This is a genomic window from Arsenicicoccus sp. UBA2120 (genome assembly GCF_002330965.1).
GTDB lineage: Bacteria > Actinomycetota > Actinomycetes > Actinomycetales > Dermatophilaceae > Arsenicicoccus > Arsenicicoccus bolidensis.
In genome coordinates, this window is record NZ_DCYC01000054.1 from 42,347 (window position 1) to 63,378 (window position 21,032).

Sequence of the window (21,032 nt, forward strand, 5' to 3'; positions counted from 1 at the left end):
TCCAGGCTAGTGACCCGCACGCACAACGAGGTATCGGCCCAGGTCGATGTGGCGGCTGGCGCCGTTGTGCGTGTGAGCTCGATCGATGCGGGTGGATAGCCTGGCGACCATGTCCCGAGTGCTGTGCGTCGATGTCGGCTCGACCTTCACCAAGGCGGTGGTCGTCGAGACGGGGACGGGCGAGCTGCTGGCACGGGCCGAGACGCCGACCACCGTCGGGACGGACGTGCTGGACGGCTACCGCACGGTCCGCGACCTCGCTGAGGCGCAGCTGCCGGACGGTTCAGGGGAGATCGACGACGTGCTCCTGTGCTCCAGCGCGGGCGGGGGGCTGCGGCTGGCGGTGGTGGGATACGAGCGGACGGTCACGGCCGAGGCGGGGCACCGGGTCGGGCTGTCCGCGGGGGCCAAGGTCGTGCACGTCAGCGCGGGGGAGCTCGACGCACAGGGCATACGTGACCTGCGGGATGCCCGCCCCGACGTGGTCCTCCTGGTCGGCGGGACCGACGGGGGCAACGCAGAGGTGCTGCGGCACAACGCGACTCGCCTGGCGCGGGCGCGCGTGACCATGCCGATCGTGGTGGCCGGCAACGCCGAGGCCCGCGACGAGGTGGTCGCCATCCTGCGAGAGCGCGGTCGGCGGGTGGTCGCCACCGACAACGTCGTCCCGCGCATCGGCGTCATCGCGCCTGAGGGTGCGCGCGCCGCCATACGCGAGGTGTTCCTCGATCACGTGATCGGCGGCAAGGGCCTGTCGAGAGGGCCGACGTTCGCCGCCCTGGTGCGTGCCGCGACCCCCGACGCCGTGCTCAGCGGGGTCGAGGTGCTCTCGGCGCTGCACGACGGGGACGTGCTGGTCGTGGACGTGGGTGGGGCGACGACCGACGTCTACTCCGTCATCGAGCCGCAGGGCGAGGACGCGACGCTGCGCAAGCACGTGGTCGGCCCGATGTGGGCGATGCGCACGGTCGAGGGGGACCTCGGGATGCGGTGGAACGCCCCCACCATCGTCGACGCGGCCCCCGCGGAGGGCCTCGCGGTGAGCGAGGGACTGCGCGCGTATGCCGAGAGGGTGCACGCCGACACCGGGCACCTGCCGGCCGACGCAGACGAGCGCGGGCACGACGCGGAGCTGGCCCGGCTGGCGGCGACGATCGCGGTGCGGCGCCACGCACGACCGGACCGCCCCACCGGTGACGTCGCCCTGGTCCTCGGGTCGGGCGGGGCGCTGAGGCACGGCGGCGGTGCGGGGAAGCGGGGCAGCGTCGCGGACGCCGTCCTCGGGGCGGTCACCGGCGACTGGGCCGGCGGGTGGCGGGTGCCCGACCACGCGCGGACGGCCGTCGACCGGGACTACCTGCTGTGCGCCGTCGGCCTCCTGGCCGGCGTGGACGAGGCGGCGGCGCGCCGCGTGGCCGCACGCCTGCTGGGGTAGGCGCTCAGGCGACGTAGGGCTTGGCGTCCTTGATCTTGACCGTGATGGTCTTGCCGTTGGGGGCCTCGTAGGAAGCCTGGTCGCCCTTCTTCTTGCCGTTGATGGCGGCACCGAGGGGGGACTTCTCGGAGTAGACCTCGAGGTCCTCGTCGCCGGCCATCTCGCGGCTGCCGAGGAGGAACTTCAGGTCGTCGCCGAACAGGTCGACCGTGACGACCATGCCGGGCTCGACGATGCCGTCGTCGGGCGGGGTGTTGCCGACCTTGGCGGTCTCCAGCAGCTGCTTGAGCTGGCGGATGCGGGCCTCCATCTTGCCCTGCTCCTCCTTGGCCGCGTGGTAGCCACCGTTCTCCTTGAGGTCGCCCTCGTCACGGGCGGCCTCGATGCGCTTGGCGATGTCGGTGCGGCCGGGGCCCGACAGCTGCTCGAGCTCACCCTTGAGGCGGTCGTAGGCCTCCTGGGTCAGGAAGCTCTGCTGAGCGGTCGTCTCGGTCACGATGATTCTCCTGGTCGGTATAAGTTCGGGTCCGGACCGCAGCGACGAGGCTCGAAAGAGCCGCGCGTCAGGTCCAGACCCGGCACGAGTAAGCCTCCATTGTACCAACTGGTCCCCGCGGTGGTGCTCGCCGGGGGCTAGACGCGCGTGCAGAGCTTGACGGTGCCGGTCACGGCCCGCGAGGTCGTGCGCAGGCTGGTCTTGGTGCGCGTGGTGTCCTGGCGGTCGTCCGCCGGCACCCGCACGTGGGTCGTGCCCACCGGAGCGAAACGCACGTCCAGGGCCTCCACCTCGCAGGACACGGTCCAGCCGCGGGGCCGGGTCACCTCGAAGTCCACCATCACCGACCGGTCGTCGGCGACGCGGTAGTTGATGACCCGGTGGGTGACCACGTCCGTGGCGTTCTGGACGCCGATCCAGGCGAGGAGCGCGATCGCCGGGACGAGGATGGCTGCCGCGATCCACCACCACCGACGCGTGCCGAGCCGGGGGACGACGGGCTGCTCGAGCTCCTCGTCGTAGTCCCGCTCGTCCACGTCCGGGTAGGCGTCGTCAGGCACGTCGGCTCCTGCAGGTGGTTCGGGGCACAATGGGGTTCGCCCACCACCGTAGTCCCGCCGGAAGGACCCCTCGTGACCGACACCGCCCGTGGCCCGCTGCGGCTCATGTGCGTGCACGCCCACCCCGACGACGAGTCCAGCAAGGGTGCGGCCACCATGGCCCGCTACCGCGCGGAGGGGCACGAGGTCCTCGTCGTCACCTGCACCGGCGGCGAGCGGGGGGACGTGCTCAACGAGAAGCTCAAGGACGACCCGCACATCCAGCGCAACCTGCCCGAGGTGCGCCGCCAGGAGATGGCCAAGGCGCGCGAGATCCTCGACGTGGACCAGGTGTGGCTGGGCTTCGTCGACTCCGGTCTGCCCGAGGGTGACCCGCTGCCCCCGTTGCCGGACGGGTGCTTCGCGCTCGAGCCGCTGGACGTCACGACCGAGGCGCTGGTCCGCGTCGTCCGGGAGTTCCGCCCGCACGTGATGACCACGTATGACGAGAAGGGCGGCTACCCGCACCCCGACCACGTCATGACCCACGTGGTGGCGATGGCGGCGTTCGAGGCGGCGGGCGACCCTGACCGCTACCCGCACGCCGGCGAGCCGTGGCAACCGCTCAAGATCTACTACAACCAGACCTTCTCCAAGGCGCGCATCACGTCCTTCCACGAGGCCATGCTGGCCGGCGGGCACAAGAGCCCCTACGACGACTGGCTCAAGGGCTGGCGCGACCGCCCCGAGCGGACCGTCACCACCAAGATCCACTGCGCGGAGTACTTCCCCGTCCGCGACGCCGCCCTCATGGCCCACGCCACGCAGGTGGACCCGGACGGCACGTGGTTCCAGGTGCCCCTCGCGATCCAGGAGCAGTCCTGGCCCTACGACGACTTCGAGGCGGCGCTGTCCTACGTGCCGATCGAGGCGGGCGAGGACGACCTGTTCGCCGGCCTCGGCACGCCCGAGGAGGCCGACGCGTTGGGTCGGCGGACGGACCTGTCCATCGCCTACGACGGCCGCGTGGCCCTCGAGGCGGAGCACGAGCGCGAGCGCGAGGAGCGAGCCTGATGAACCCCGGTGGCGGCGGCAACGACCTCTACAACCAGATCGGCCCCGGCTTCGCGGCCTTCGTGGTCGTGTTCCTGCTGGCGCTCGCGATCTGGCTGCTCGTGCGGAGCATGAACGGCCACCTGCGCCGGGTGCGCTACCGCGAGGCCGCGGAGCAGCAGGCGCAGCGTGAGCGCAACGAGCGCAGTGAGAACAGCGGGAGCCGCGAGCTCAGTGAGTTCAGTGAGCTCGATGAGCTCAATGAGCCCCGTGAGCAGGACGGGCGGCGTCCGCAGACAGGGTCCGGACGACAGGAGTAGCCTCGGCACGGTTCGTGCCGCGCAGCACGTCGCCGAGCCCGCTGTCCGCCGAGTCACCGGTGAAGGAGGTCCCCCGTGCGCAGCTCAGTCGGCAACCCGCTGTACTCCGCCTACGAGCGTCGGCTGCTCAGCCAGCTCCCCACCGAGGGCCTGCCGCGTCACGTCGGCGTCATGCTGGACGGCAACCGGCGGTGGGCGCGGGCCAAGGGCGCTGACACGGCCGAGGGCCATCAGGCCGGGGCGGACCGGATCGAGCACCTGCTGGAGTGGTGCGACGAGGTGGGTATCGAGTTCGTCACGCTGTGGCTGCTGTCCACCGACAACCTCAACCGCCCCGAGGCCGAGCTCGCGCCGCTGCTGCGCATCATCGAGGGCGCCGTCGCCTCGCTCGCCGAGCAGCAGCGGTGGCGCATCCGCCTGGTCGGGGCGCTGGACCTGCTGCCGGCCGAGACCGCCGCGCCGCTGCGGTGCGCCGAGCAGGCCACGGCCGAGCTCGACGGCCTCGTCTGCAACATCGCCGTCGGCTACGGCGGACGCCGCGAGATCGCCGACGCCGTCAAGGACCTCCTGCGGGCCGAGGCCGACAAGGGCCGCTCGCTGAAGCAGATCATCGAGACGCTCGACGTGGACCAGATCGCCGACCACCTCTACACCAAGGGCCAGCCCGACCCGGACCTCGTGATCCGCACCTCGGGGGAGCAGCGGATCGGTGGCTTCCTGCTGTGGCAGTCCATCCACAGCGAGTTCTACTTCTGCGAGGCCTACTGGCCGGACTTCCGGCGGGTCGACTTCCTGCGGGCCCTGCGGTCGTATGCCGACCGCGAACGGCGTTACGGCTCCTGAGGTCTCGCGCGCGCGGCCGCCGGCATCGCCGGGCGCACCCCTGCCCCGAGCGGTCCGTCGTCCGCGACGCCAGGGGTCCGCGCGGGTGAACTTCGGCTGAACCCCGACGCGTCGCGGCGGGATATCCCGCGCGACCACCACCGGGCGCACGTAGCGTGGCGGCATCCGGCGCATCCAGCGCACGGATGGGAAGGCCTTGACGTTGAGGGAGCCACACGAGCTCCGGACGGGGGCCGGACCCGGCGCCCCGGCGCCAGGGTCGGCCTCCGGACCGAGAGCGAGCGCGACGGCACCGTCGCGCGTGGGAGTCAGCGTGACGCAGACCAGCCATGACGAGTCGTCGGTGGACCAGCGGGGCGAGGGCGCTCCGGACGTCCCGCACGCCGAGGCCGTCGGGGACGCCGGCGCCGGACAGGGCGCGGTGGCCGAGGGGTGCCGCACCTACGTGATCGACACCTCCGTGCTCCTGTCCGACCCCCGGGCGATGCTGCGGTTCGCCGAGCACGAGGTGGTGCTCCCGGTCGTGGTCGTGACCGAGCTCGAGGCCAAGCGGCACCACCCGGAGCTCGGCTACTTCGCCCGCCAGGCGCTGCGGCTGCTCGACGACCTGCGGGTCAAGGAGGGCCGCCTGGACCACGCGGTGGCGGTCGGTGACGACGGCGGCACCCTGCGCGTCGAGCTCAACCACACCGACCCGCGCGTCCTGCCCGACGGGTTCCGTCTGGGCGACAACGACACCCGGATCCTGGCGGTGGCCAAGCACCTGTCGGACTCCGGTCGGCACGTGACGATCGTCAGCAAGGACCTGCCGATGCGGGTCAAGGCGTCCGCGGTCGGCCTGGACGCCGAGGAGTACCGCCACGAGTGGAAGGTCGACTCGGGCTGGACCGGCATCGTCGAGCTGGAGGTCGCGCCGGAGCAGCTGGACGCGCTCTACGAGAACGGCCGCGCCGAGATGCCCGAGGCCAAGGACCTGCCCGTGCACACCGGCCTGATGCTGTCCTCGGCCCGGGGCAGCGGTCTCGGCCGGGTCGGCGCCGACGGCGCGGTGCGCCAGGTGCGCGGCGACCGGGACGCGTTCGGGCTGCACGGCCGCTCCGCGGAGCAGCGGATCGCCCTGGACCTGCTGATGGACCCGGACGTCGGCATCATCTCGCTCGGCGGTCGCGCGGGCACCGGCAAGAGCGCGCTGGCGCTGTGCGCCGGGCTCGAGGCCGTCATGGAGCGCCGTCAGCACCGCAAGGTCATCGTCTTCCGCCCGCTCTACGCCGTCGGTGGCCAGGAGCTCGGCTACCTCCCCGGCACCGAGAACGAGAAGATGGGGCCCTGGGCGCAGGCGGTCTTCGACACCCTGGGGGCCGTCGTCTCCACCGAGGTCATCGAGGAGGTCATCGACCGTGGCCTGCTCGAGGTGCTGCCGCTCACGCACATCCGCGGACGGTCGCTGCACGACGCGTTTGTCATCGTCGACGAGGCCCAGTCGCTCGAGCGCAACGTGCTGCTCACGGTCCTGTCCCGCATCGGCCAGAACTCCCGCGTCGTCCTCACCCACGACGTGGCGCAGCGCGACAACCTGCGGGTCGGTCGGCACGACGGCGTCGCGGCGGTCATCGAGACCCTCAAGGGGCACCCCCTCTTTGCCCACGTCACGCTCACCCGCAGCGAGCGCAGCCCGATCGCGGCCCTCGTCACCGACCTGCTGGAGGGCCTCGAGATCTGACAACCGTGCGGGGACGGGGCGCCACGGGGCAGGGGTGTTCCGCTCAAGGGAACCCCGCACTGAGGCGTGCCTAACCTCGGGCGTAGCGTGGCCCGCATGAGGCCCACCGACACCCTGCAGTCCGTCCCCACGAGACGACCGGTGCGGCTGACCCTGGTCGACCTGCCGCTCGTGGCGCGACGACGCCTCGCGGAGCTGGGCCTGCGCGCCGGCGCCACCGTCGAGGTCGTCCACCGCACGGCGGGCGGCGGTCGCGTCGTGGCGGTGGCCGGCTCGCGGATCGCGCTCGACCGGGCCACGGCGCACGGCATACAGGTCCTCGTGGTCGAGGAGGCTCCGGTCGTATGACGCAGGCCCCGCCCCTCCCGGCCGCGCCCGGTGCCGGCGCGGCCGCCGCCGGCTCCACCACGGTCGCCCACATCACCGCGAGCAGCGTCCCGAGCTGCCACAGCGACGCAGGGGGCCCGGCCGCGGCCCCGGGCACGCCCGTCGTCGCGCTCGCGGGCTCGCCCAACGTCGGCAAGTCGACGTTGTTCAACGCGCTCACCGGCGCCCGTCGCCAGATGGGCAACTGGCCCGGGACGTCCGTCGAGGTCGGGCGCGGCGCCTGGCGGATGGGGCACGCCGCCGCGGGGGGCGGCACCGGGGGCGGGGACGAGCCCGCCGGCCCGGTCGCCGAGGTCGACCTCGTCGACCTGCCCGGCGCCTACAGCCTCGACCCCGCCTCGCCGGACGAGGAGCTCACCCGGGCGTTGCTGATCGACAAGCCTCCCGCCGAGCGCCCCGACGTGGTGGTCGTCGCGGCCGACGCGGCGCACCTGGCGCGCAGCCTCTATCTCGTGGCCCAGGTGCGCGAGCACGCCCTGAGGGTCGTGGTGGCCCTCACCATGGGCGACGTCGCCGAGCGCCGCGGGATCCACGTCGACGCCGACCGCCTTGCGGCGGCCCTGGGCGTGCCGGTCGTGGAGGTCGACCCGCGTCGGCGCACGGGGCTGGACCCTCTCGCGGAGGTCGTCGTCCAGACCCTGGCCCGGCCCGTGCCGGCGACCCGTCCTGGCGCCGCTTCCGGCATACGGCCTCGGCACCCCGACGACTCCGACGACTCCGAGCTGATGCTCGCCGACGACCGGTTCGCGTGGGTCGAGGCCGCCGTGGAGGCTGCGGCCAGCCACAGCGGCGAGGTGAGGGTCGGGTGGACCGACCGCGTCGACGGGATCGTGACGCACCGCGTCTGGGGACCGCTGGTCTTCCTGGCCGCCATGTGGGTCGTCTTCCAGCTCACGACGACCGTCGCCGCACCGATGCAGGACTGGCTCGACGGCCTGTTCACCGGCCCGATCAGCGACGGCGCCGGCTGGCTGCTCGAACGGATCGGTCTGGGGGACAGCCCGGTTCGCGGCTTCGTCGTCGACGGTCTCATCGCCGGCGTCGGGATGCTCCTGACCTTCGTGCCGCTCATGGCGCTGATGTTCGCGCTGCTGTCGCTGCTCGAGGACTCGGGCTACATGGCGCGGGCCGCCGTCGTCACGGACCGGTTGATGCGGGCGATCGGCCTGCCGGGGCGGGCCTTCCTGCCGCTCGTGGTGGGGTTCGGGTGCAACGTGCCCGCCATCGCCGCCACCCGCACGCTGCCCAACGCGCACCACCGCACCATGACCGCACTGCTCGTGCCGCTCACCTCGTGCACGGCGCGACTCACCGTCTACGTCCTGCTGGCCACGACCTTCTTCCCGCAGCAGGCAGGCACCGTCGTCTTCGCGATGTACCTCCTGTCGATCGTCCTCGTCGTCCTGCTCGGCCTCGCGCTGCGCTCGACCGTGTGGCGGCGCGTGGGGGACGAGCCGCTGATCCTCGACCTCCCGCCCTACCAGCTGCCGCAGCTGCGGCTCATGACCTCGCAGACCTGGGTGCGGCTGCGCGGCTTCCTGCAGACCGCCGGCGGCATCATCGTCGCCACCGTGGTCGCGATCTGGCTGCTGCAGGCCACCCCGATGCCGGGCAAGGGGTCGTTCGGCGAGGTGGAGGCGTCGGACTCCGTCTACGCCGCCGGCGCCTCCGCGGTCGCCCCCGTCTTCGCGCCCGCGGGCTATGGCGAGTGGCGGACGTCGTCGGCGCTGGTCGTCGGCTTCGTCGCCAAGGAGGCCGTGATCTCCTCCTGGGCCCAGACCTATGCCGTGTCCGAGCCGGACAGCGAGCGGGAGCCGGGTCGGCTGGGCGACGTCATCCGGGAGGACTTCGAACGCTCGTCCGGCGGTCACGGCACCGCGGCGGCTCTGGCGTTCATGGTGTTCCTGCTGGCCTACACCCCCTGCGTCGCCACCCTCGCCGCGCAGAAGCGCGAGATCGGCTGGCGCTGGACGGTGTTCGGGATCGCGGTGCAGATGACGATGGCCTGGACGCTGTCGGTGCTCGTGTTCCAGGTCGGGCGGCTGGTCGTATGACGGTCCCGGGCTCCACCTCGCCCGCCGCAAGCCCGACCGTCTCGTCGGGCGGGCCGTTGCGGCAGGTGCTGGCGGCTTTCGCGTCGGGGGCGTCGTCCCTGGACGCGATCTCGCGCGCGACGGGGCTGTCGCGCGCGTCCGTCGACGCCGCCGTCGACCACCTCGTGCGGATGGGCCGCATCGAGGCGCGCGAGCTTGCGACGGGGTGCCCAGACGGCGGCTGCGGGTCGTGCGCCTCCGGCTCGTCCGACGGGGACGCCGGCTGCGGTGCGGACGGCCCGTCGCGGCGCCGATCCGGCCCGGTCCTCGTCCAGCTGACCCTGCGCCGCCGCTAGCCCCTCGCTGGCGCGGGGACTGGGGCCGGCAGCGGGCGAGGTGTCAGAGCTTGCGCAGGAGCACGCGGCGCACCGAGTGGTCCTCGCCCTTGGTCAGGACGAGGCTCGCGCGGCCGCGCGTGGTCACCACGTTGTCCTCGAGGTTGGGGCCGTTGATCTCCTCCCAGATCCGCAGGGCCGTGGCCCGCGCCTCGGCGTCCGACAGGTCGGCATACCGCCGGAAGTAGGACGCGGGGTCGGCGAAGGCCGTCTGCCGCAGCTTGAGGAAGCGGTCGACGTACCACTTCTTGATGTGGTCCATCCGTGCGTCGACGTAGACGGAGAAGTCGAAGAAGTCCGAGACGGCGAGGCCGAGGCGCCCGTCGCGGCGGGGCTGCGGGGCCTGCAGGACGTTGAGCCCCTCGACGATGAGCACGTCGGGCTGCTCCACGACGACCTGCTCGCCCGGGACGATGTCGTAGACGAGGTGGGAGTAGACGGGGGCCTGCACGGACGGCGCCCCGGCCTTGACGGCGGCCACGAACCTCAGCAGCGCCCGCCGGTCGTAGGACTCCGGGAATCCCTTGCGGTGCATGAGGCCTCGCTCGGCGAGCACCGAGTTGGGATAGAGGAAGCCATCGGTGGTGATCAGCTCGACCTTGGGGGTGGACGGCCAGCGACGGAGCAGGTCGCGCAGCAGGCGGGCGGTCGTGGACTTGCCGACCGCGACCGACCCGGCGACGCCGATCACGAACGGCGTCGGCGGGGGCGTCGACTCCATCAGGAAGCTGCTGGTGACGCGGTGCAGCTGGGAGGTGGCGTCGACGTAGAAGGAGAGCAGGCGCGACAGGGGGAGGTAGACCTCCTCGACCTCCTGCAGGTCCAGCGGCACGCCGGTGCCCTGGATGCGGGCGAGGTCGGCGGCGTCGAGCGAGAGGGGGTGCCGATCCCGCAGCCGGGCCCACGCGGCCCGGTCCATCTCGACGTACGGGGTCGAGACCGGCGCGACGGCAGCGTTGGACGACACCCCGACATTGTGGCCCATGAGCAGGTATGACGCCCCGCCGCCTCGCGCAGGTGGCGGTTTCGCGCGTGGTGAGGGCCTCGAGCCGGTTATCGTGTGCCGCATGTGTGGAATCGTGGGATACGTCGGCCCCCAGGTGGATGGCAAGGCTCAGCAGGTCGTCCTCGAGGGGCTGGCCCGGCTCGAGTACCGCGGCTACGACTCGGCGGGCATCGCGCTGGTCGGGCCCGACGGTGTCTCGTCGGCCAAGAAGGCCGGCAAGCTCGTCAACCTCACCACCGAGCTGGAGGCGCACCCCCTCGGGGCCGCGAGCACCGGCATCGGCCACACCCGGTGGGCGACGCACGGCGGACCCACCGACCAGAACGCCCACCCGCACCGCGGTGGCGAGGACCGCAAGATCGCGGTGGTCCACAACGGCATCATCGAGAACTTCCACGCGCTCAAGACCCAGCTGCTCGCCGAGGGTGCGGAGTTCCTGTCCGAGACCGACACCGAGGTCGCGGCCCAGCTGCTGGCCAAGGCCTACGACGGTGACCTGACGGCCGCCATGCTCGACGTGGTCAACCGCCTCGAGGGCGCGTTCACGCTGCTCGCCGTGCACGCGGACCACCCCGGCACCGTCGTCGCGGCCCGCCGCAACAGCCCGCTGGTCATCGGCCTCGGCGAGGGCGAGAACTTCCTCGGCTCCGACGTCGCCGCGTTCATCGGCTACACCAAGTCGGCCATGGAGGTCGACCAGGACCAGCTGGTCGTCATCACGCCCGAGGACGTGCAGGTCATGGGCTTCGACGGCACGCCGGCCCAGGGCAAGAGGTTCGAGGTCACCTGGGACGCCGAGGCGGCCGAGAAGGGCGGGCACTCGTCCTTCATGGAGAAGGAGATCCTCGAGCAGCCCAAGGCCATCGCCGACACCCTGCTCGGGCGCACCGACGAGGACGGCAAGCTCGTGCTCGACGAGATGAACATCGACCCCCAGCGCCTCAAGGCCATCGACAAGATCATCATCGTGGCCTGCGGCACCGCGTTCTACTCCGGGCTGTCCGCCAAGTACGCCATCGAGCACTGGACCCGCATCCAGACCGAGGTCGAGCTGGCCCACGAGTTCCGCTACCGCGACCCGGTCGTGGACGAGCGCACCCTCGTCGTCTCGATGTCCCAGTCGGGCGAGACGATGGACACCCTCATGGCGGTCAAGCACGCCAAGGACCTCGGCGCGCTCACGGTCTCCATCTGCAACACCTACGGCGCGACCATCCCGCGCGAGTCCGACGCCGCGCTCTACACCCACGCCGGCCCCGAGATCGCCGTTGCGTCCACCAAGGCCTTCACCGCCCAGATCGCGGCCTGCTACCTGCTCGGCCTCTACCTCGCGCAGCTCCGCGGCGGCACCTATGCCGAGGACGCGCAGGCCGTCATGCGCGAGCTCGCCGAGATCCCGCAGCACGTCGACACGGTGCTGGGCTCCATGGACCGAGTCCGCGAGATCGCGCGCTTCATGTCCGACACCCGCTCGGTGCTCTTCCTGGGACGCCACGTCGGCTACCCGATCGCCCTCGAGGGCGCGCTCAAGCTCAAGGAGATCGCCTACATCCACGCCGAGGGCTTCGCCGCCGGCGAGCTCAAGCACGGCCCGATCGCCCTGATCGAGCCCGGCCAGCCGGTGTTCATCGTCATGCCCGCGCAGGACAGCCCCTACGACCTGCACGCCAAGGTCGTCTCCAACATCCAGGAGATCCGCGCCCGCGGTGCCCGCACCCTGGTCATCACGGAGGAGGGCGACGAGGCGGTCCGGCCGTTCGCCGACGAGGTCATCGAGGTGCCCCGCACCAGCGTCATGATGATGCCGCTGCTGTCGATCATCCCGCTGCAGGTCTTTGCCTGCGAGCTCGCCACCGCCAAGGGGCTGGACGTCGACCAGCCGCGCAACCTCGCCAAGTCCGTCACCGTCGAGTGACGGCGGGCGTCGGCATACGAGCAGGTCGTCCATGATCCTGGGCGTGGGGATCGACGTCGTCGACGTCGAGCGCTTCGCGCGCACCCTCGAGCGGGCTCCCGGCCTGCTCGAGCGGTTGTTCACGCCCGAGGAGCGCGGACTGCGCACCGAGTCGACCGCCGCCCGCTTCGCCGCCAAGGAGGCACTGGCCAAGGCGCTCGGATCGCCCGGCTCGCTCAGCTGGCAGGACGCGACGGTCGTGCGGGGCGAGCACGGCCGACCCTACTGGCAGGTACGCGCCAGCGTGCAGGACCGGATGGACGACCTCGGCGTGACTAGGCTGCACCTGTCCCTGTCCCACGACGCGGGCGTGGCCTCGGCGTTCGTCATCGCCGAGAGGTGACACCCCGGCCGGTCCCGCTCCGGCGATCGCAAGGAGGCCCGAGATGATCCACGCCTGGTCGGTCGACGACGTCCGCGCTGCCGAGGAGCGTGCCATGGCGCAGCTCCCCGACGGCGAGCTGATGCAGCGGGCCGCCACCGGTCTGGCCCAGGTCGTCGCCGCGCGCCTCCCGGACGACACCAGCACGCAGCCGCTCGTGGTCGCGCTCGTCGGCGGCGGCAACAACGGCGGGGACGCCCTGTGGGCTCTCGCGCACCTCGCGGACCTGGTGGGGGAGCCGCTCGACCTGGTCGCCGTCCTCACCACCGAGACGCCGCACGAGGAGGGTCTGCGCGCCGCGCGCCGGGCCAAGGTCGAGATCCTCGACGCCACGGGCCAGGGGAGCAGGGGGCGGCGCAAGGCCGAGCCCCAGGCCGAGCCCAAGGGCCGGGCCAAGGCGGTCGAGGCACTGGGCGTCGCCGACGTGGTCCTCGATGGCGTCCTCGGCATCGGCGGGCGGCCCGGGCTGCCCGACCTGGTCACCGAGCTGCTCGACGCCGTCGGTGACGACGCCCACGTCATCGCGGTGGACGTGCCCTCCGGCACCGACCCCATGGGCGAGCTGGTCGGCGGCACAGGGGTGTTCGCCGACGAGACGGTGACCTTCGGGTGCGCCAAGCCCGTCCACGTGCTCGGCACGGCCGGCCGTTGCGGCATGCTCACGGTGGTCGACATCGGCCTCGACCTCGACACGCTCCCCGCGGCGGAGCGGCTCGACCACGACGACGTGGCCGCGCTGTGGCCCACGCCGGGTCCCGAGGACGACAAGTACTCCCGCGGGGTGGTCGGCGTCGTGGCCGGCGGCGAGGTCTACACCGGCGCACCGCTGCTCAGCGTCACGGCCGCGGTCTGCGCGGGGGCGGGGATGGTGCGCTACGTCGGTCCGCCCGGTCCCACGCAGCTCGTCCGCGCCGAGGTCCCCGAGGCCGTGCACGGGCCCGGCCGCGTGCAGGCCTGGGTCGTCGGGCCCGGTCTCGACGCGCACCCGCACTCCTGGGACCAGCTGGGTCTGGCGCAGGTCGAGGCCGCCCACCGCGCCCTCGACAGCGAGCTGCCCTGCCTCGTCGACGCCGGCGGGCTGGACCTGCTCGACGGCCCCCGCACCCAGGCCGGCGCCCGCACCCTGCTGACGCCGCACGCCGTCGAGCTGGCCCGCCTGCTCGCCCGTCTCGACCCCGACGCGTCCGAGCTCGACCGGGCCGGGGTCGTCGCCGAGCCGCTGCGCTGGGCCCGCCGCGCCGCCGAGCTGCTGCGAGCGACGGTGCTGCTCAAGGGATCCACCACGTATGTCGTCGCGCCCCCCGCCTCCGGCCTCGCCGTCCGGGCGCAGGCCGACGCCCCCGCGTGGGCGGGCACGGCGGGGTCGGGCGACGTCCTTGCGGGGCTCGCCGGCACCCTGCTCGCGGCCGGGCTGGACCCCGTCGACGCCGGGTCCCTCGCCGCCCTCGTGCACGGGGTGGCGGCCCACGACGCCAACCCTGGCGGCCCGGTCCGCGCGCTCGAGATCGCCCAGCAGGTGCCGGCCACCGTCGCGCGGCTCCTCGCCCGCGCCTCGGAGGTGGGGTGAGCGGTGACCGGGCAGAGCTTCGCCGGTGAGCTGCGGATCGACCTGGCGGCCATCAGCGACAACGTCCGCCGGCTCGACGAGCTCGCCGGGTCCGCCGGGGTCATGGCGGTGGTCAAGGCCGGTGGCTACGGCCACGGTCTCGTGCCGTCCGCCCTCGCGGCCCTGCGCGGCGGCGCGACCTGGCTGGGGGTCGCCCAGCTGTCCGAGGCGCTCGAGCTGCGCGCGGCCGGGCTGACCTGCCCCGTCCTGTCCTGGCTGCACGCGCCCGGGGCCGACTTCGCCGCCGCGGTGCGCGAGGACGTCGACCTCGCCGTGTCCGCGCCCTGGGGGCTCGAGGCCGTCGCCGAGGCGGCGCGCGCCGTCGGCCGCGCCGCCCGCGTCCACGTCAAGGTCGACACCGGCCTGGGGCGCAACGGGGTGCTGCACGGCCCCGCCCTGACCTCCCTGCTCGACCGCACCCGGGCCCTCGAGGCCGAGGGAAGCGTGCGGGTCGTCGGGATGATGCAGCACTTCGCGTATGCCGACGCGCCCGACCACCCCGAGGTGCGGGCCCAGGTCGCGCGGTTCGACGCGGCGGTGGCCGAGGCGGAGGCCGCCGGCTGCCGGCTCGAGGTGCGCCACCTCGCCAACTCCGCCGCCACGCTGACCAACCCGTCCCTCGCCTACGACCTCGTGCGCCCCGGGCTCGCGGTCTACGGCCTGTCGCCGGTGCCGTCGCTGGGCGACCACGAGCACGACGGCCTGACCCCCGCCATGACCTGGTCCGCCCCGCTGGCGCAGGTCAAGGACGTCCCCGCGGGCCAGGGCATCTCCTACGGCCACACCTATCGCACCGAGCGGGCCACGCGGGTCGGGATCGTGCCCGTGGGCTACGCCGACGGCGTGCCCCGGGCCGGCAGCGGCGTCGGTCCGCTGTGGGTGGCCAGCTCCCGGCATACGGTCGCCGGTCGGGTCTGCATGGACCAGCTGGTCGTCGACCTCGGTCCCGGCTCGGGCGCCCGCGAGGGCGACCCGTGCGTCCTCTTCGGCCCGGGGACCCAGGGCGAGCCCACCGCCCAGGACTGGGCCGAGGCGATCGGCACGATCTCCTACGAGCTCATCACCCGCGTCGGCGACCGCGTGCCGCGCCGGTATGTCGGAGGTGAGCCCGCGTGGCACCTGGCGTGACCCCCATGGGGCGGCTGACCGGGCTGGGCCTCGGCCTCGGCGCCGTCGCCGCCGGAGCCCTCGCGGGCGTGCTCTCGCGCGCGCACGCGACCGCCCCCGAGACGGACGAGACCTACGAGCACGTCCCGACCCACGAGACCGTCGTCGTCGCCGAGGACGGCACCGTGCTGCACGTCGAGGTGGACGAGCCGGACGAGCCGGACGAGCCGGCAGGCGACACGGCGATCGGGCGACCAAGCATCGTCATCTCGCACGGCTACACCCTGTCGACCAAGGCCTGGATCTTCGTGCGGCGCCGGCTGGTGGCGGCCGGCTATCGCGTGGTGCTGTGGGACCAGCGCGGCCACGGGCGGTCCGGCCCGGGGGCCCGCGACTCCTACCGCATCGAGACGCTCGGCCGGGACCTCAAGTCCGTCATCGACGCCACCTGCCCCGAGGGGACGTTCGCGCTCGTCGGGCACTCGATGGGCGGCATGACGCAGATGGGGCTGGCCCGGCTCTATCCGACCCTGGTCCGCGAGCGGTGCGTCGCGGTGGCGTTCGTCGCCACCAGCTCCGGCGGGGAGGGGGAGCTGCGGGTGCAGCTCGGCGACCTGCTCGGTCGCGCGGCCCAGCGCGTCGGTCCGTTCGCCCTCGCCCCGCTGACCGGCCGCCAGGAGGCCGTCGAGCAGGCCCGCCGCCTCGCGCGACAGGCCGAGGACTTCTTCACCTACCGCTACTCCTTCCACTCGCCCGTGCCGCCGAGCCTGCTGCGCTACGCCGCCGACATCATCATGTCGACGCCGATCGAGGTGATGCACGGCTTCCTGCGCACCCTGTCCGAGCACGACGAGCGCCAGGCGCTGGCGACCTTCGCGGGCATCGAGGCCCTGGTCATCAACGGTGCGGACGACCTGATGACCCCGCCGCGCCACAGCGAGGAGATCGTGCGGCTGCTGCCGGGCGCCGAGCACGTCGTGGTGACCGACGCGGGGCACCTGATCATGCTGGAGTACCCCGAGCTCGTCACCGACCAGATCCTCGAGATGCTGGACCGCGCCGAACGCCATGCCGACGGGACGCCACGGGGCCGGCGGCGCGAGGTCACCGACCTCGGGCACAGCCGCGCCACGCTCCGGCGCGAGCAGCAGGTCCGACGTCGTGAGCAGCAGGCCCGGCGCCGCGAGCAGGTGGCCCGCGCGACCGAGGAGGTCGGGCGCCAGGCGCGCAAGGTCCGGTCCGTCACCACCCCCATCACCTCCGCCCGCTCCGGGAAGGACCGCCGTGAGTCCTGACGACGCCGTGCCGCACGCGATCTCGCTGCCCACCGCCGAGGCCACGCAGGACCTCGGCCGCAGGCTCGCCACGGTCCTGCACGCCGGCGACCTGCTCCTGCTGACCGGCGACCTGGGCGCGGGCAAGACCACCCTCACGCAGGGGCTGGCCGAGGGGCTCGGGGTGCGGGGGCCGATCACCTCCCCGACCTTCGTCATCGCGCGCGTGCACCCCTCCCTCGTCGGGGGTCCGCGGCTGGTGCACGTCGACGCCTACCGCCTCTTAGGGGCGCTGGACTTCGACGACCTCGACCTGGACGCCACCGTGGACGAGTCGGTCACGGTGGTCGAGTGGGGCCACGGGGTCGCTGAGCTGCTGTCCGAGGACTACCTCGAGCTGGAGCTCACCGGCGAGACCACCCGCACCGCCCGGCTCACCGGCCACGGCCGTCGGTGGACCGGTCCGGACGCCCTCGGGGCGGTCCGGGACCTAGCCTGAGCCGTATGACGACCCTCACCGCCCTCGGCCACGAGCGCTTCGTGTCCCTCACGACCTTTCGCCGCAACGGGGAGGGCGTGGCGACCCCCGTGTGGGTGGCCCGCGACGGCGACGCCCTCGTGGTCATCACCCCGGAGGGCACCGGCAAGCTGCGCCGCCTGCGCCGCGACGACCGGGTGACCCTGCGTCCGTGCGACCGGCGTGGTCGGGTGGCCCCGGACGCCCCCACCGTCGAGGCCCGCGCGACCGTCCACGACGACCCCTGGACCGTCCAGCGCGTCATGAGCACCATGACAGCGAAGTACGGCCTGGAGTTCAAGGTCTTCATGCTCGTCGAGCGAATCATCAGGCGCGGCAACCCGGCTCGGCTCGTCATCGAGATCCGTTGAGGTCAAGCGTGCTTGATGTAGCAGGCTGACACCATGCTCAGCCGCCTCGGCTTTCCCCCGGTCGGCGACCACCGTCGGTTCGTCGTCGCCATCGGCGTGGACGCGATCGGCAGCGGCGTCTTCATGCCCATCACCGTCCTCTACTTCCTGCGCACCACGGACGTCCCGCTCGAGCAGGTCGGGCTCGCGCTGTCGGTCGCCGCCGCATTCGCGCTGCCCGTGGTCCTGCTCGTCGGGCACCTGGTGGACCGCTTCGGCGCCAAGCGGATCCTGCTGGCCGCCAACGCGATCCAGGCGGTGGGCTATCTCGCCTACCTGACCGTCGACGGCTACCTCGGGGTGCAGCTGGTGACCACGCTCGTCGCCACGGGGCAGGCGGCCTTCTGGGCGTCCTACTCCCCGATGGTCGCCGCCATCACCCGTCCCGGGGAGCGGGAGCTGTGGTACGGCTTCCTCGGCGCGTTGCGCAACGTCGGCTTCGCGATCGGGGGCCTGGTGGCGGGCGTCGCGATCTCCGTCGGCACCCCGGCCGCGTTCCGCGCGATGGTGGCGGCCGACGCGGCGTCATACCTGCTCGCGCTCGTCCTGCTCCTCGCCGTCCCGGCCCACGACCGGGGTCCGGGCGGTGCGCAGCCGGCCGAGGACGCCGATGCGCACGCGGCGGGCGAGCGGTCGGGCGCCCTGGCCGGGCTGTCGATCGTGCTGCGCGACAAGCCCTTCCACGCCCTCATCGTCGCCAACACCGGCCACGCGCTCGCGTGCCTGGCGCTCAACTACGCCATGCCCGTCTACGCCGTCGAGATCCTCGACCTGCCCGGCTGGGTGACCGGCGCGATCTTCACGCTCAACACCGTCATGGTCGGGTTCGGGCAGGGGCTGGCCGTGCGGTCCATGACCGGGCACCGTCGGCACCGGGTCGTCGCCGCCGGGAACCTCGCGTTCGCAGCGGGATTCGTGCTGATGGCCGCGGCCGGGATGCTGCCGGTCGCCGTCGCGGTGACGGGGGTGCTCGTCGCGGCCGCCGTCTACACCGTCGGGGAGCTGCTCGGCGGCCCGGTCCTCACGACCGTCGCGGTCGACAGCCGCCCCGTGCACCTGCGGGGGCGCTACCTCGCCGCCTACCAGCTGTCCTGGAACGTCGCGTCCATCATCGGGCCGGTGGGTTTCTCCTGGCTCCTCGCCCGGGGGCCGCTGCCGGTGTGGGTGGCGCTCACGGTGGTCGCGCTGGCCGGGGTGGCCCTCGCCCCGGTCCTCGGTCGCGCCCTGCCCGTGGCCGCGGCCCGGGTCACCAACGACGCCGGCTGACCCGCCGGCGCGGCGATAGACTGGCGGGCGTGCTGCTCGCCATCGACACCTCCACCACCGCCATCACCGTGGCGCTGCACGACGGCACCCGCGTGGTCGCCGAGAGCAGCGTCCTCGACGCGCGGGCGCACGGGGAGCTCGTGGCCCCCGGGATCGTGGAGGTCCTGCGGCAGGCCGGCATCGCCGCAGCCGACGTCGACGCGGTCGTGACCGGCACCGGACCCGGCCCCTTCACCGGGCTGCGCGTCGGGATCGTGACCGCGCGGACCTTCGCCCTCGCCCGGGCCGTCCCGGTCCACGGCCTGTGCTCCCTGGACGCCCTGGCCCACGAGGCGGGGCGCGGGGCGCTCGCCGGCGCGGAGCGGTTCGTCGTGGCCACCGACGCCCGCCGCAAGGAGGTCTACTGGGCCGGCTACCGCATCGAGGAGGGCCTGCCCGTGGCCGAGACCGCGCCGGACGTGTCTCGCCCCGCCGACCTCGCCCCGCTGCTCGACGGCCGGCCCGTCGTCGGACGGGGTCCGGCCCTCTATCCCGACCTGCTGGGGCCCGCGGCCGACGGCTCGCCCCTCGACGTCTCCGCCGGGTGGCTCGCCGACCTGGCCGTGCAGCGGCTCGCCCGAGGCGAGTCCCTCGCCGACACCACCCCGCTCTATCTCCGGCGCCCCGACGCCGTCCCCTCCGTCGCCCCCGTCACGGTGGTCTGATGCTGCGCGAGCTGCGCTGGACCGACATCCCCCGCCTCGCCGCGCTGGAGCGCGAGGCCTTCGCCGACGACGCGTGGACCGAGCAGACCTGGTGGGCCGAGCTCGCCGAGCGCCCCCGGCGCGACTACGTCGTCTGGGACGACCCCTCTCGTGGGGGTGTCCTCGCGTATGCCGGGATCGACGCCGCCGGTGACGTGGCGGACGTCATGACGGTCGCCGTGACGCCCGACGCCCGCGGCCTCGGCCTGGGCCGGCGGATGCTCGACGAGCTCGTCGACCGGGCCCACGCACGAGGCGCCGAGGCGCTCCTGCTGGAGGTTCGCGCCGACAACACCGCTGCCCGAGCGCTCTACGACCGCAACGGGTTCGAGACCATCAGCGTGCGGCGGCGCTACTACCAGCCCGGAGGGGTGGACGCCCTCGTGATGCGGCGGCACCTTCCCGGCACACGACCTGATCACCCCGCCACCCAGGGAGAGCCCGCATGACCCGCACCGACGAGCCACTCGTCCTCGGCATCGAGACCTCGTGCGACGAGACCGGCGTCGGGATCGTGCGCGGCGGCACGCTGCTCGTCGACGCGATCGCGAGCAGCGTCGACGAGCACGCCCGCTTCGGCGGCGTGGTGCCCGAGGTCGCGTCCCGGGCCCACCTCGAGGCCATGGTCCCCACCATCGAGCGCGCCTGCCGCGAGGCCGGGGTGCGCCTGGCCGACCTCGACGCCATCGCCGTGACGTCCGGACCGGGCCTGGCCGGTGCGCTGCTGGTGGGCGTGGCCGCGGCCAAGTCGCTCGCCGTGGCGCTCGGGAAGCCGCTCTACGGCGTCAACCACCTCGCGTCGCACGTGGCCGTCGACACCCTGCAGCACGGTCCCCTGCCCGAGCCGACCCTGGCGCTGCTCGTGTCCGGCGGGCACTCCAACCTGCTGCTCGTCCCCGACATCACCCACGACGTCCGTCACCTGGGGCAGACCATCGACGACGCGGCGGGCGAGGCCTTCGACAAGGTCGCGCGCGTGCTCGGGCTCGGCTTCCCCGGCGGGCCGCACATCGACCGTGCCGCCCGCGAGGGCCAGGTGGTCATCGACTTCCCGCGCGGCCTGACCGCCGGCAAGGACATGGAGCGGCACCGCTTCGACTACTCCTTCTCGGGGCTCAAGACCGCCGTCTCCCGCTGGGTGCGGGCCAAGCAGGACGCGGGGGAGCACGTGCCCGTCGCGGACGTGGCCGCAAGCTTTCAGGAGGCCGTGGTCGACGTGCTGACGCGCAAGGCGCTGCTCGCCTGCCACGACAACGGCGTCGACGACCTCGTCGTGGGCGGCGGCGTGGCGGCCAACTCCCGGCTGCGGGCCCTCGCCCAGGAGCGGTGCGACGCCGCCGGGGTGACGCTGCGCGTGCCGAGGCCGGGGCTGTGCACGGACAACGGCGCCATGGTCGCGGCCCTCGGCGCGCAGATGGTGATGCGCGGTCGGGAGCCGTCCGAGCTGGGCCTGCCGGCCGACTCGTCGATGCCGGTGACGGTCGTCTCGGCCTGACCGTCTCGGCCAGATCGCGTCTGGCTGACCGCGTCAGTCTGACTGCGTCAG

At 73.3% G+C, this 21,032-nt stretch carries 22 protein-coding genes; 19 read left to right on the top strand and 3 right to left on the bottom strand.

The genetic code is table 11. The features are described from left to right. The first annotated feature begins 109 nt into the window (after window positions 1–109). The gene (locus B2P18_RS07945; RefSeq protein ID WP_286957903.1) at window positions 110–1,435 is read left to right on the top strand and encodes a glutamate mutase L; all 1,326 of its coding nucleotides are present in this window, start codon (window positions 110–112) and stop codon (window positions 1,433–1,435) included. Window positions 1,436–1,439: 4 nt separating this feature from the next. Here B2P18_RS07945 and greA read toward each other — a convergent pair whose 3' ends face one another. Further along, complete coding sequence (gene greA / locus B2P18_RS07950) at window positions 1,440–1,931, bottom strand: transcription elongation factor GreA (protein WP_029211361.1); 492 nt, start codon at window positions 1,929–1,931, stop codon at window positions 1,440–1,442. A 137-nt stretch (window positions 1,932–2,068) separates the two neighbouring features. Continuing rightward, complete coding sequence (locus B2P18_RS07955) at window positions 2,069–2,491, bottom strand: DUF4307 domain-containing protein (RefSeq protein WP_019285499.1); 423 nt, start codon at window positions 2,489–2,491, stop codon at window positions 2,069–2,071. Window positions 2,492–2,596: 105 nt separating this feature from the next. Between B2P18_RS07955 and mca the strand changes: the two genes are divergently transcribed. From mca to B2P18_RS07990, 7 genes are all read left to right on the top strand, one after another. Then, entirely contained in the window at window positions 2,597–3,544 is a 948-nt protein-coding gene (gene mca / locus B2P18_RS07960; RefSeq protein ID WP_239264440.1) for a mycothiol conjugate amidase Mca, read from the top strand. After that, window positions 3,544–3,843, top strand: a complete 300-nt coding sequence (locus B2P18_RS07965) for a hypothetical protein (protein WP_286957906.1) — start codon at window positions 3,544–3,546, stop codon at window positions 3,841–3,843. The genes mca and B2P18_RS07965 overlap by 1 nt, the downstream gene beginning before the upstream one ends. Before the next feature lie 75 nt (window positions 3,844–3,918). Beyond that, window positions 3,919–4,686: an isoprenyl transferase gene (locus B2P18_RS07970; RefSeq protein WP_019285502.1), complete on the top strand. Its 768-nt coding sequence runs from the start codon at window positions 3,919–3,921 to the stop codon at window positions 4,684–4,686. Window positions 4,687–5,170: 484 nt separating this feature from the next. After that, a complete protein-coding gene (locus B2P18_RS07975; RefSeq protein ID WP_376783720.1) occupies window positions 5,171–6,406 on the top strand; it encodes a PhoH family protein in 1,236 nt (411 codons plus the stop codon). A gap of 96 nt (window positions 6,407–6,502) precedes the next feature. Beyond that, on the top strand, window positions 6,503–6,754 hold the full coding sequence (locus B2P18_RS07980) for a FeoA family protein (protein ID WP_051274072.1): 252 nt from the start codon (window positions 6,503–6,505) through the stop codon (window positions 6,752–6,754). Further along, entirely contained in the window at window positions 6,751–8,847 is a 2,097-nt protein-coding gene (feoB, locus tag B2P18_RS07985) for a ferrous iron transport protein B (RefSeq protein WP_286957908.1), read from the top strand. The genes B2P18_RS07980 and feoB overlap by 4 nt, the downstream gene beginning before the upstream one ends. Continuing rightward, window positions 8,844–9,182 carry a FeoC-like transcriptional regulator gene (locus B2P18_RS07990; RefSeq protein ID WP_019285506.1) on the top strand — a complete coding sequence of 113 codons (339 nt, stop codon included), beginning with the start codon at window positions 8,844–8,846 and terminating at the stop codon, window positions 9,180–9,182. The genes feoB and B2P18_RS07990 overlap by 4 nt, the downstream gene beginning before the upstream one ends. Before the next feature lie 43 nt (window positions 9,183–9,225). On the opposite strand, the gene coaA is transcribed toward B2P18_RS07990, so the two are convergent. Beyond that, the gene (gene coaA / locus B2P18_RS07995) at window positions 9,226–10,206 is read right to left on the bottom strand and encodes a type I pantothenate kinase (protein ID WP_239264407.1); all 981 of its coding nucleotides are present in this window, start codon (window positions 10,204–10,206) and stop codon (window positions 9,226–9,228) included. Window positions 10,207–10,288: 82 nt separating this feature from the next. Here coaA and glmS point away from each other — a divergent pair, with 82 nt between their 5' ends. From glmS to tsaD, 11 genes are read left to right on the top strand one after another with little or no spacing between them, the layout of a single operon-like run. Further along, the gene (gene glmS, locus B2P18_RS08000; RefSeq protein WP_286957910.1) at window positions 10,289–12,142 is read left to right on the top strand and encodes a glutamine--fructose-6-phosphate transaminase (isomerizing); all 1,854 of its coding nucleotides are present in this window, start codon (window positions 10,289–10,291) and stop codon (window positions 12,140–12,142) included. Window positions 12,143–12,173: 31 nt separating this feature from the next. Further along, complete coding sequence (locus tag B2P18_RS08005; RefSeq protein ID WP_019285510.1) at window positions 12,174–12,524, top strand: holo-ACP synthase; 351 nt, start codon at window positions 12,174–12,176, stop codon at window positions 12,522–12,524. Between the two features lie 43 nt (window positions 12,525–12,567). Continuing rightward, complete coding sequence (locus B2P18_RS08010; RefSeq protein ID WP_286957912.1) at window positions 12,568–14,130, top strand: bifunctional ADP-dependent NAD(P)H-hydrate dehydratase/NAD(P)H-hydrate epimerase; 1,563 nt, start codon at window positions 12,568–12,570, stop codon at window positions 14,128–14,130. A gap of 3 nt (window positions 14,131–14,133) precedes the next feature. After that, window positions 14,134–15,297, top strand: a complete 1,164-nt coding sequence (gene alr / locus B2P18_RS08015) for an alanine racemase (RefSeq protein ID WP_286957914.1) — start codon at window positions 14,134–14,136, stop codon at window positions 15,295–15,297. Then, the gene (locus B2P18_RS08020) at window positions 15,282–16,571 is read left to right on the top strand and encodes an alpha/beta fold hydrolase (protein ID WP_286957915.1); all 1,290 of its coding nucleotides are present in this window, start codon (window positions 15,282–15,284) and stop codon (window positions 16,569–16,571) included. The genes alr and B2P18_RS08020 overlap by 16 nt, the downstream gene beginning before the upstream one ends. Next, the gene (gene tsaE / locus B2P18_RS08025; protein ID WP_019285515.1) at window positions 16,561–17,049 is read left to right on the top strand and encodes a tRNA (adenosine(37)-N6)-threonylcarbamoyltransferase complex ATPase subunit type 1 TsaE; all 489 of its coding nucleotides are present in this window, start codon (window positions 16,561–16,563) and stop codon (window positions 17,047–17,049) included. The genes B2P18_RS08020 and tsaE overlap by 11 nt, the downstream gene beginning before the upstream one ends. 5 nt (window positions 17,050–17,054) lie before the next feature. Then, on the top strand, window positions 17,055–17,438 hold the full coding sequence (locus B2P18_RS08030; protein ID WP_019285516.1) for a PPOX class F420-dependent oxidoreductase: 384 nt from the start codon (window positions 17,055–17,057) through the stop codon (window positions 17,436–17,438). A gap of 33 nt (window positions 17,439–17,471) precedes the next feature. Then, window positions 17,472–18,743: an MFS transporter gene (locus B2P18_RS08035; protein WP_029211374.1), complete on the top strand. Its 1,272-nt coding sequence runs from the start codon at window positions 17,472–17,474 to the stop codon at window positions 18,741–18,743. Between the two features lie 29 nt (window positions 18,744–18,772). Then, on the top strand, window positions 18,773–19,447 hold the full coding sequence (gene tsaB, locus B2P18_RS08040; RefSeq protein ID WP_286957917.1) for a tRNA (adenosine(37)-N6)-threonylcarbamoyltransferase complex dimerization subunit type 1 TsaB: 675 nt from the start codon (window positions 18,773–18,775) through the stop codon (window positions 19,445–19,447). Continuing rightward, the gene (rimI, locus tag B2P18_RS08045) at window positions 19,447–19,935 is read left to right on the top strand and encodes a ribosomal protein S18-alanine N-acetyltransferase (protein ID WP_019285520.1); all 489 of its coding nucleotides are present in this window, start codon (window positions 19,447–19,449) and stop codon (window positions 19,933–19,935) included. Before tsaB ends, rimI begins: the two co-directional genes overlap by 1 nt. Continuing rightward, window positions 19,932–20,981 carry a tRNA (adenosine(37)-N6)-threonylcarbamoyltransferase complex transferase subunit TsaD gene (gene tsaD, locus B2P18_RS08050; protein ID WP_286957920.1) on the top strand — a complete coding sequence of 350 codons (1,050 nt, stop codon included), beginning with the start codon at window positions 19,932–19,934 and terminating at the stop codon, window positions 20,979–20,981. The genes rimI and tsaD overlap by 4 nt, the downstream gene beginning before the upstream one ends. Window positions 20,982–21,032 lie beyond the last annotated feature (51 nt).

Bases quoted from the DNA above. Each gene is read 5' to 3' on its own strand.
- B2P18_RS07945 (WP_286957903.1), top strand. From the start codon at position 110: ATGTCCCGAGTGCTGTGCGTCGATGTCGGCTCGACCTTCACCAAGGCG.
- mca (WP_239264440.1), top strand. From the start codon at position 2,597: ATGTGCGTGCACGCCCACCCCGACGACGAGTCCAGCAAGGGTGCGGCC.
- B2P18_RS07965 (WP_286957906.1), top strand. From the start codon at position 3,544: ATGAACCCCGGTGGCGGCGGCAACGACCTCTACAACCAGATCGGCCCC.
- B2P18_RS07975 (WP_376783720.1), top strand. From the start codon at position 5,171: ATGCTGCGGTTCGCCGAGCACGAGGTGGTGCTCCCGGTCGTGGTCGTG.
- B2P18_RS07980 (WP_051274072.1), top strand. From the start codon at position 6,503: ATGAGGCCCACCGACACCCTGCAGTCCGTCCCCACGAGACGACCGGTG.
- feoB (WP_286957908.1), top strand. From the start codon at position 6,751: ATGACGCAGGCCCCGCCCCTCCCGGCCGCGCCCGGTGCCGGCGCGGCC.
- B2P18_RS07990 (WP_019285506.1), top strand. From the start codon at position 8,844: ATGACGGTCCCGGGCTCCACCTCGCCCGCCGCAAGCCCGACCGTCTCG.
- coaA (WP_239264407.1), bottom strand. From the start codon at position 10,206: ATGGGCCACAATGTCGGGGTGTCGTCCAACGCTGCCGTCGCGCCGGTC.
- glmS (WP_286957910.1), top strand. From the start codon at position 10,289: ATGTGTGGAATCGTGGGATACGTCGGCCCCCAGGTGGATGGCAAGGCT.
- B2P18_RS08005 (WP_019285510.1), top strand. From the start codon at position 12,174: ATGATCCTGGGCGTGGGGATCGACGTCGTCGACGTCGAGCGCTTCGCG.
- B2P18_RS08010 (WP_286957912.1), top strand. From the start codon at position 12,568: ATGATCCACGCCTGGTCGGTCGACGACGTCCGCGCTGCCGAGGAGCGT.
- B2P18_RS08030 (WP_019285516.1), top strand. From the start codon at position 17,055: ATGACGACCCTCACCGCCCTCGGCCACGAGCGCTTCGTGTCCCTCACG.
- B2P18_RS08035 (WP_029211374.1), top strand. From the start codon at position 17,472: ATGCTCAGCCGCCTCGGCTTTCCCCCGGTCGGCGACCACCGTCGGTTC.
- rimI (WP_019285520.1), top strand. From the start codon at position 19,447: ATGCTGCGCGAGCTGCGCTGGACCGACATCCCCCGCCTCGCCGCGCTG.
- tsaD (WP_286957920.1), top strand. From the start codon at position 19,932: ATGACCCGCACCGACGAGCCACTCGTCCTCGGCATCGAGACCTCGTGC.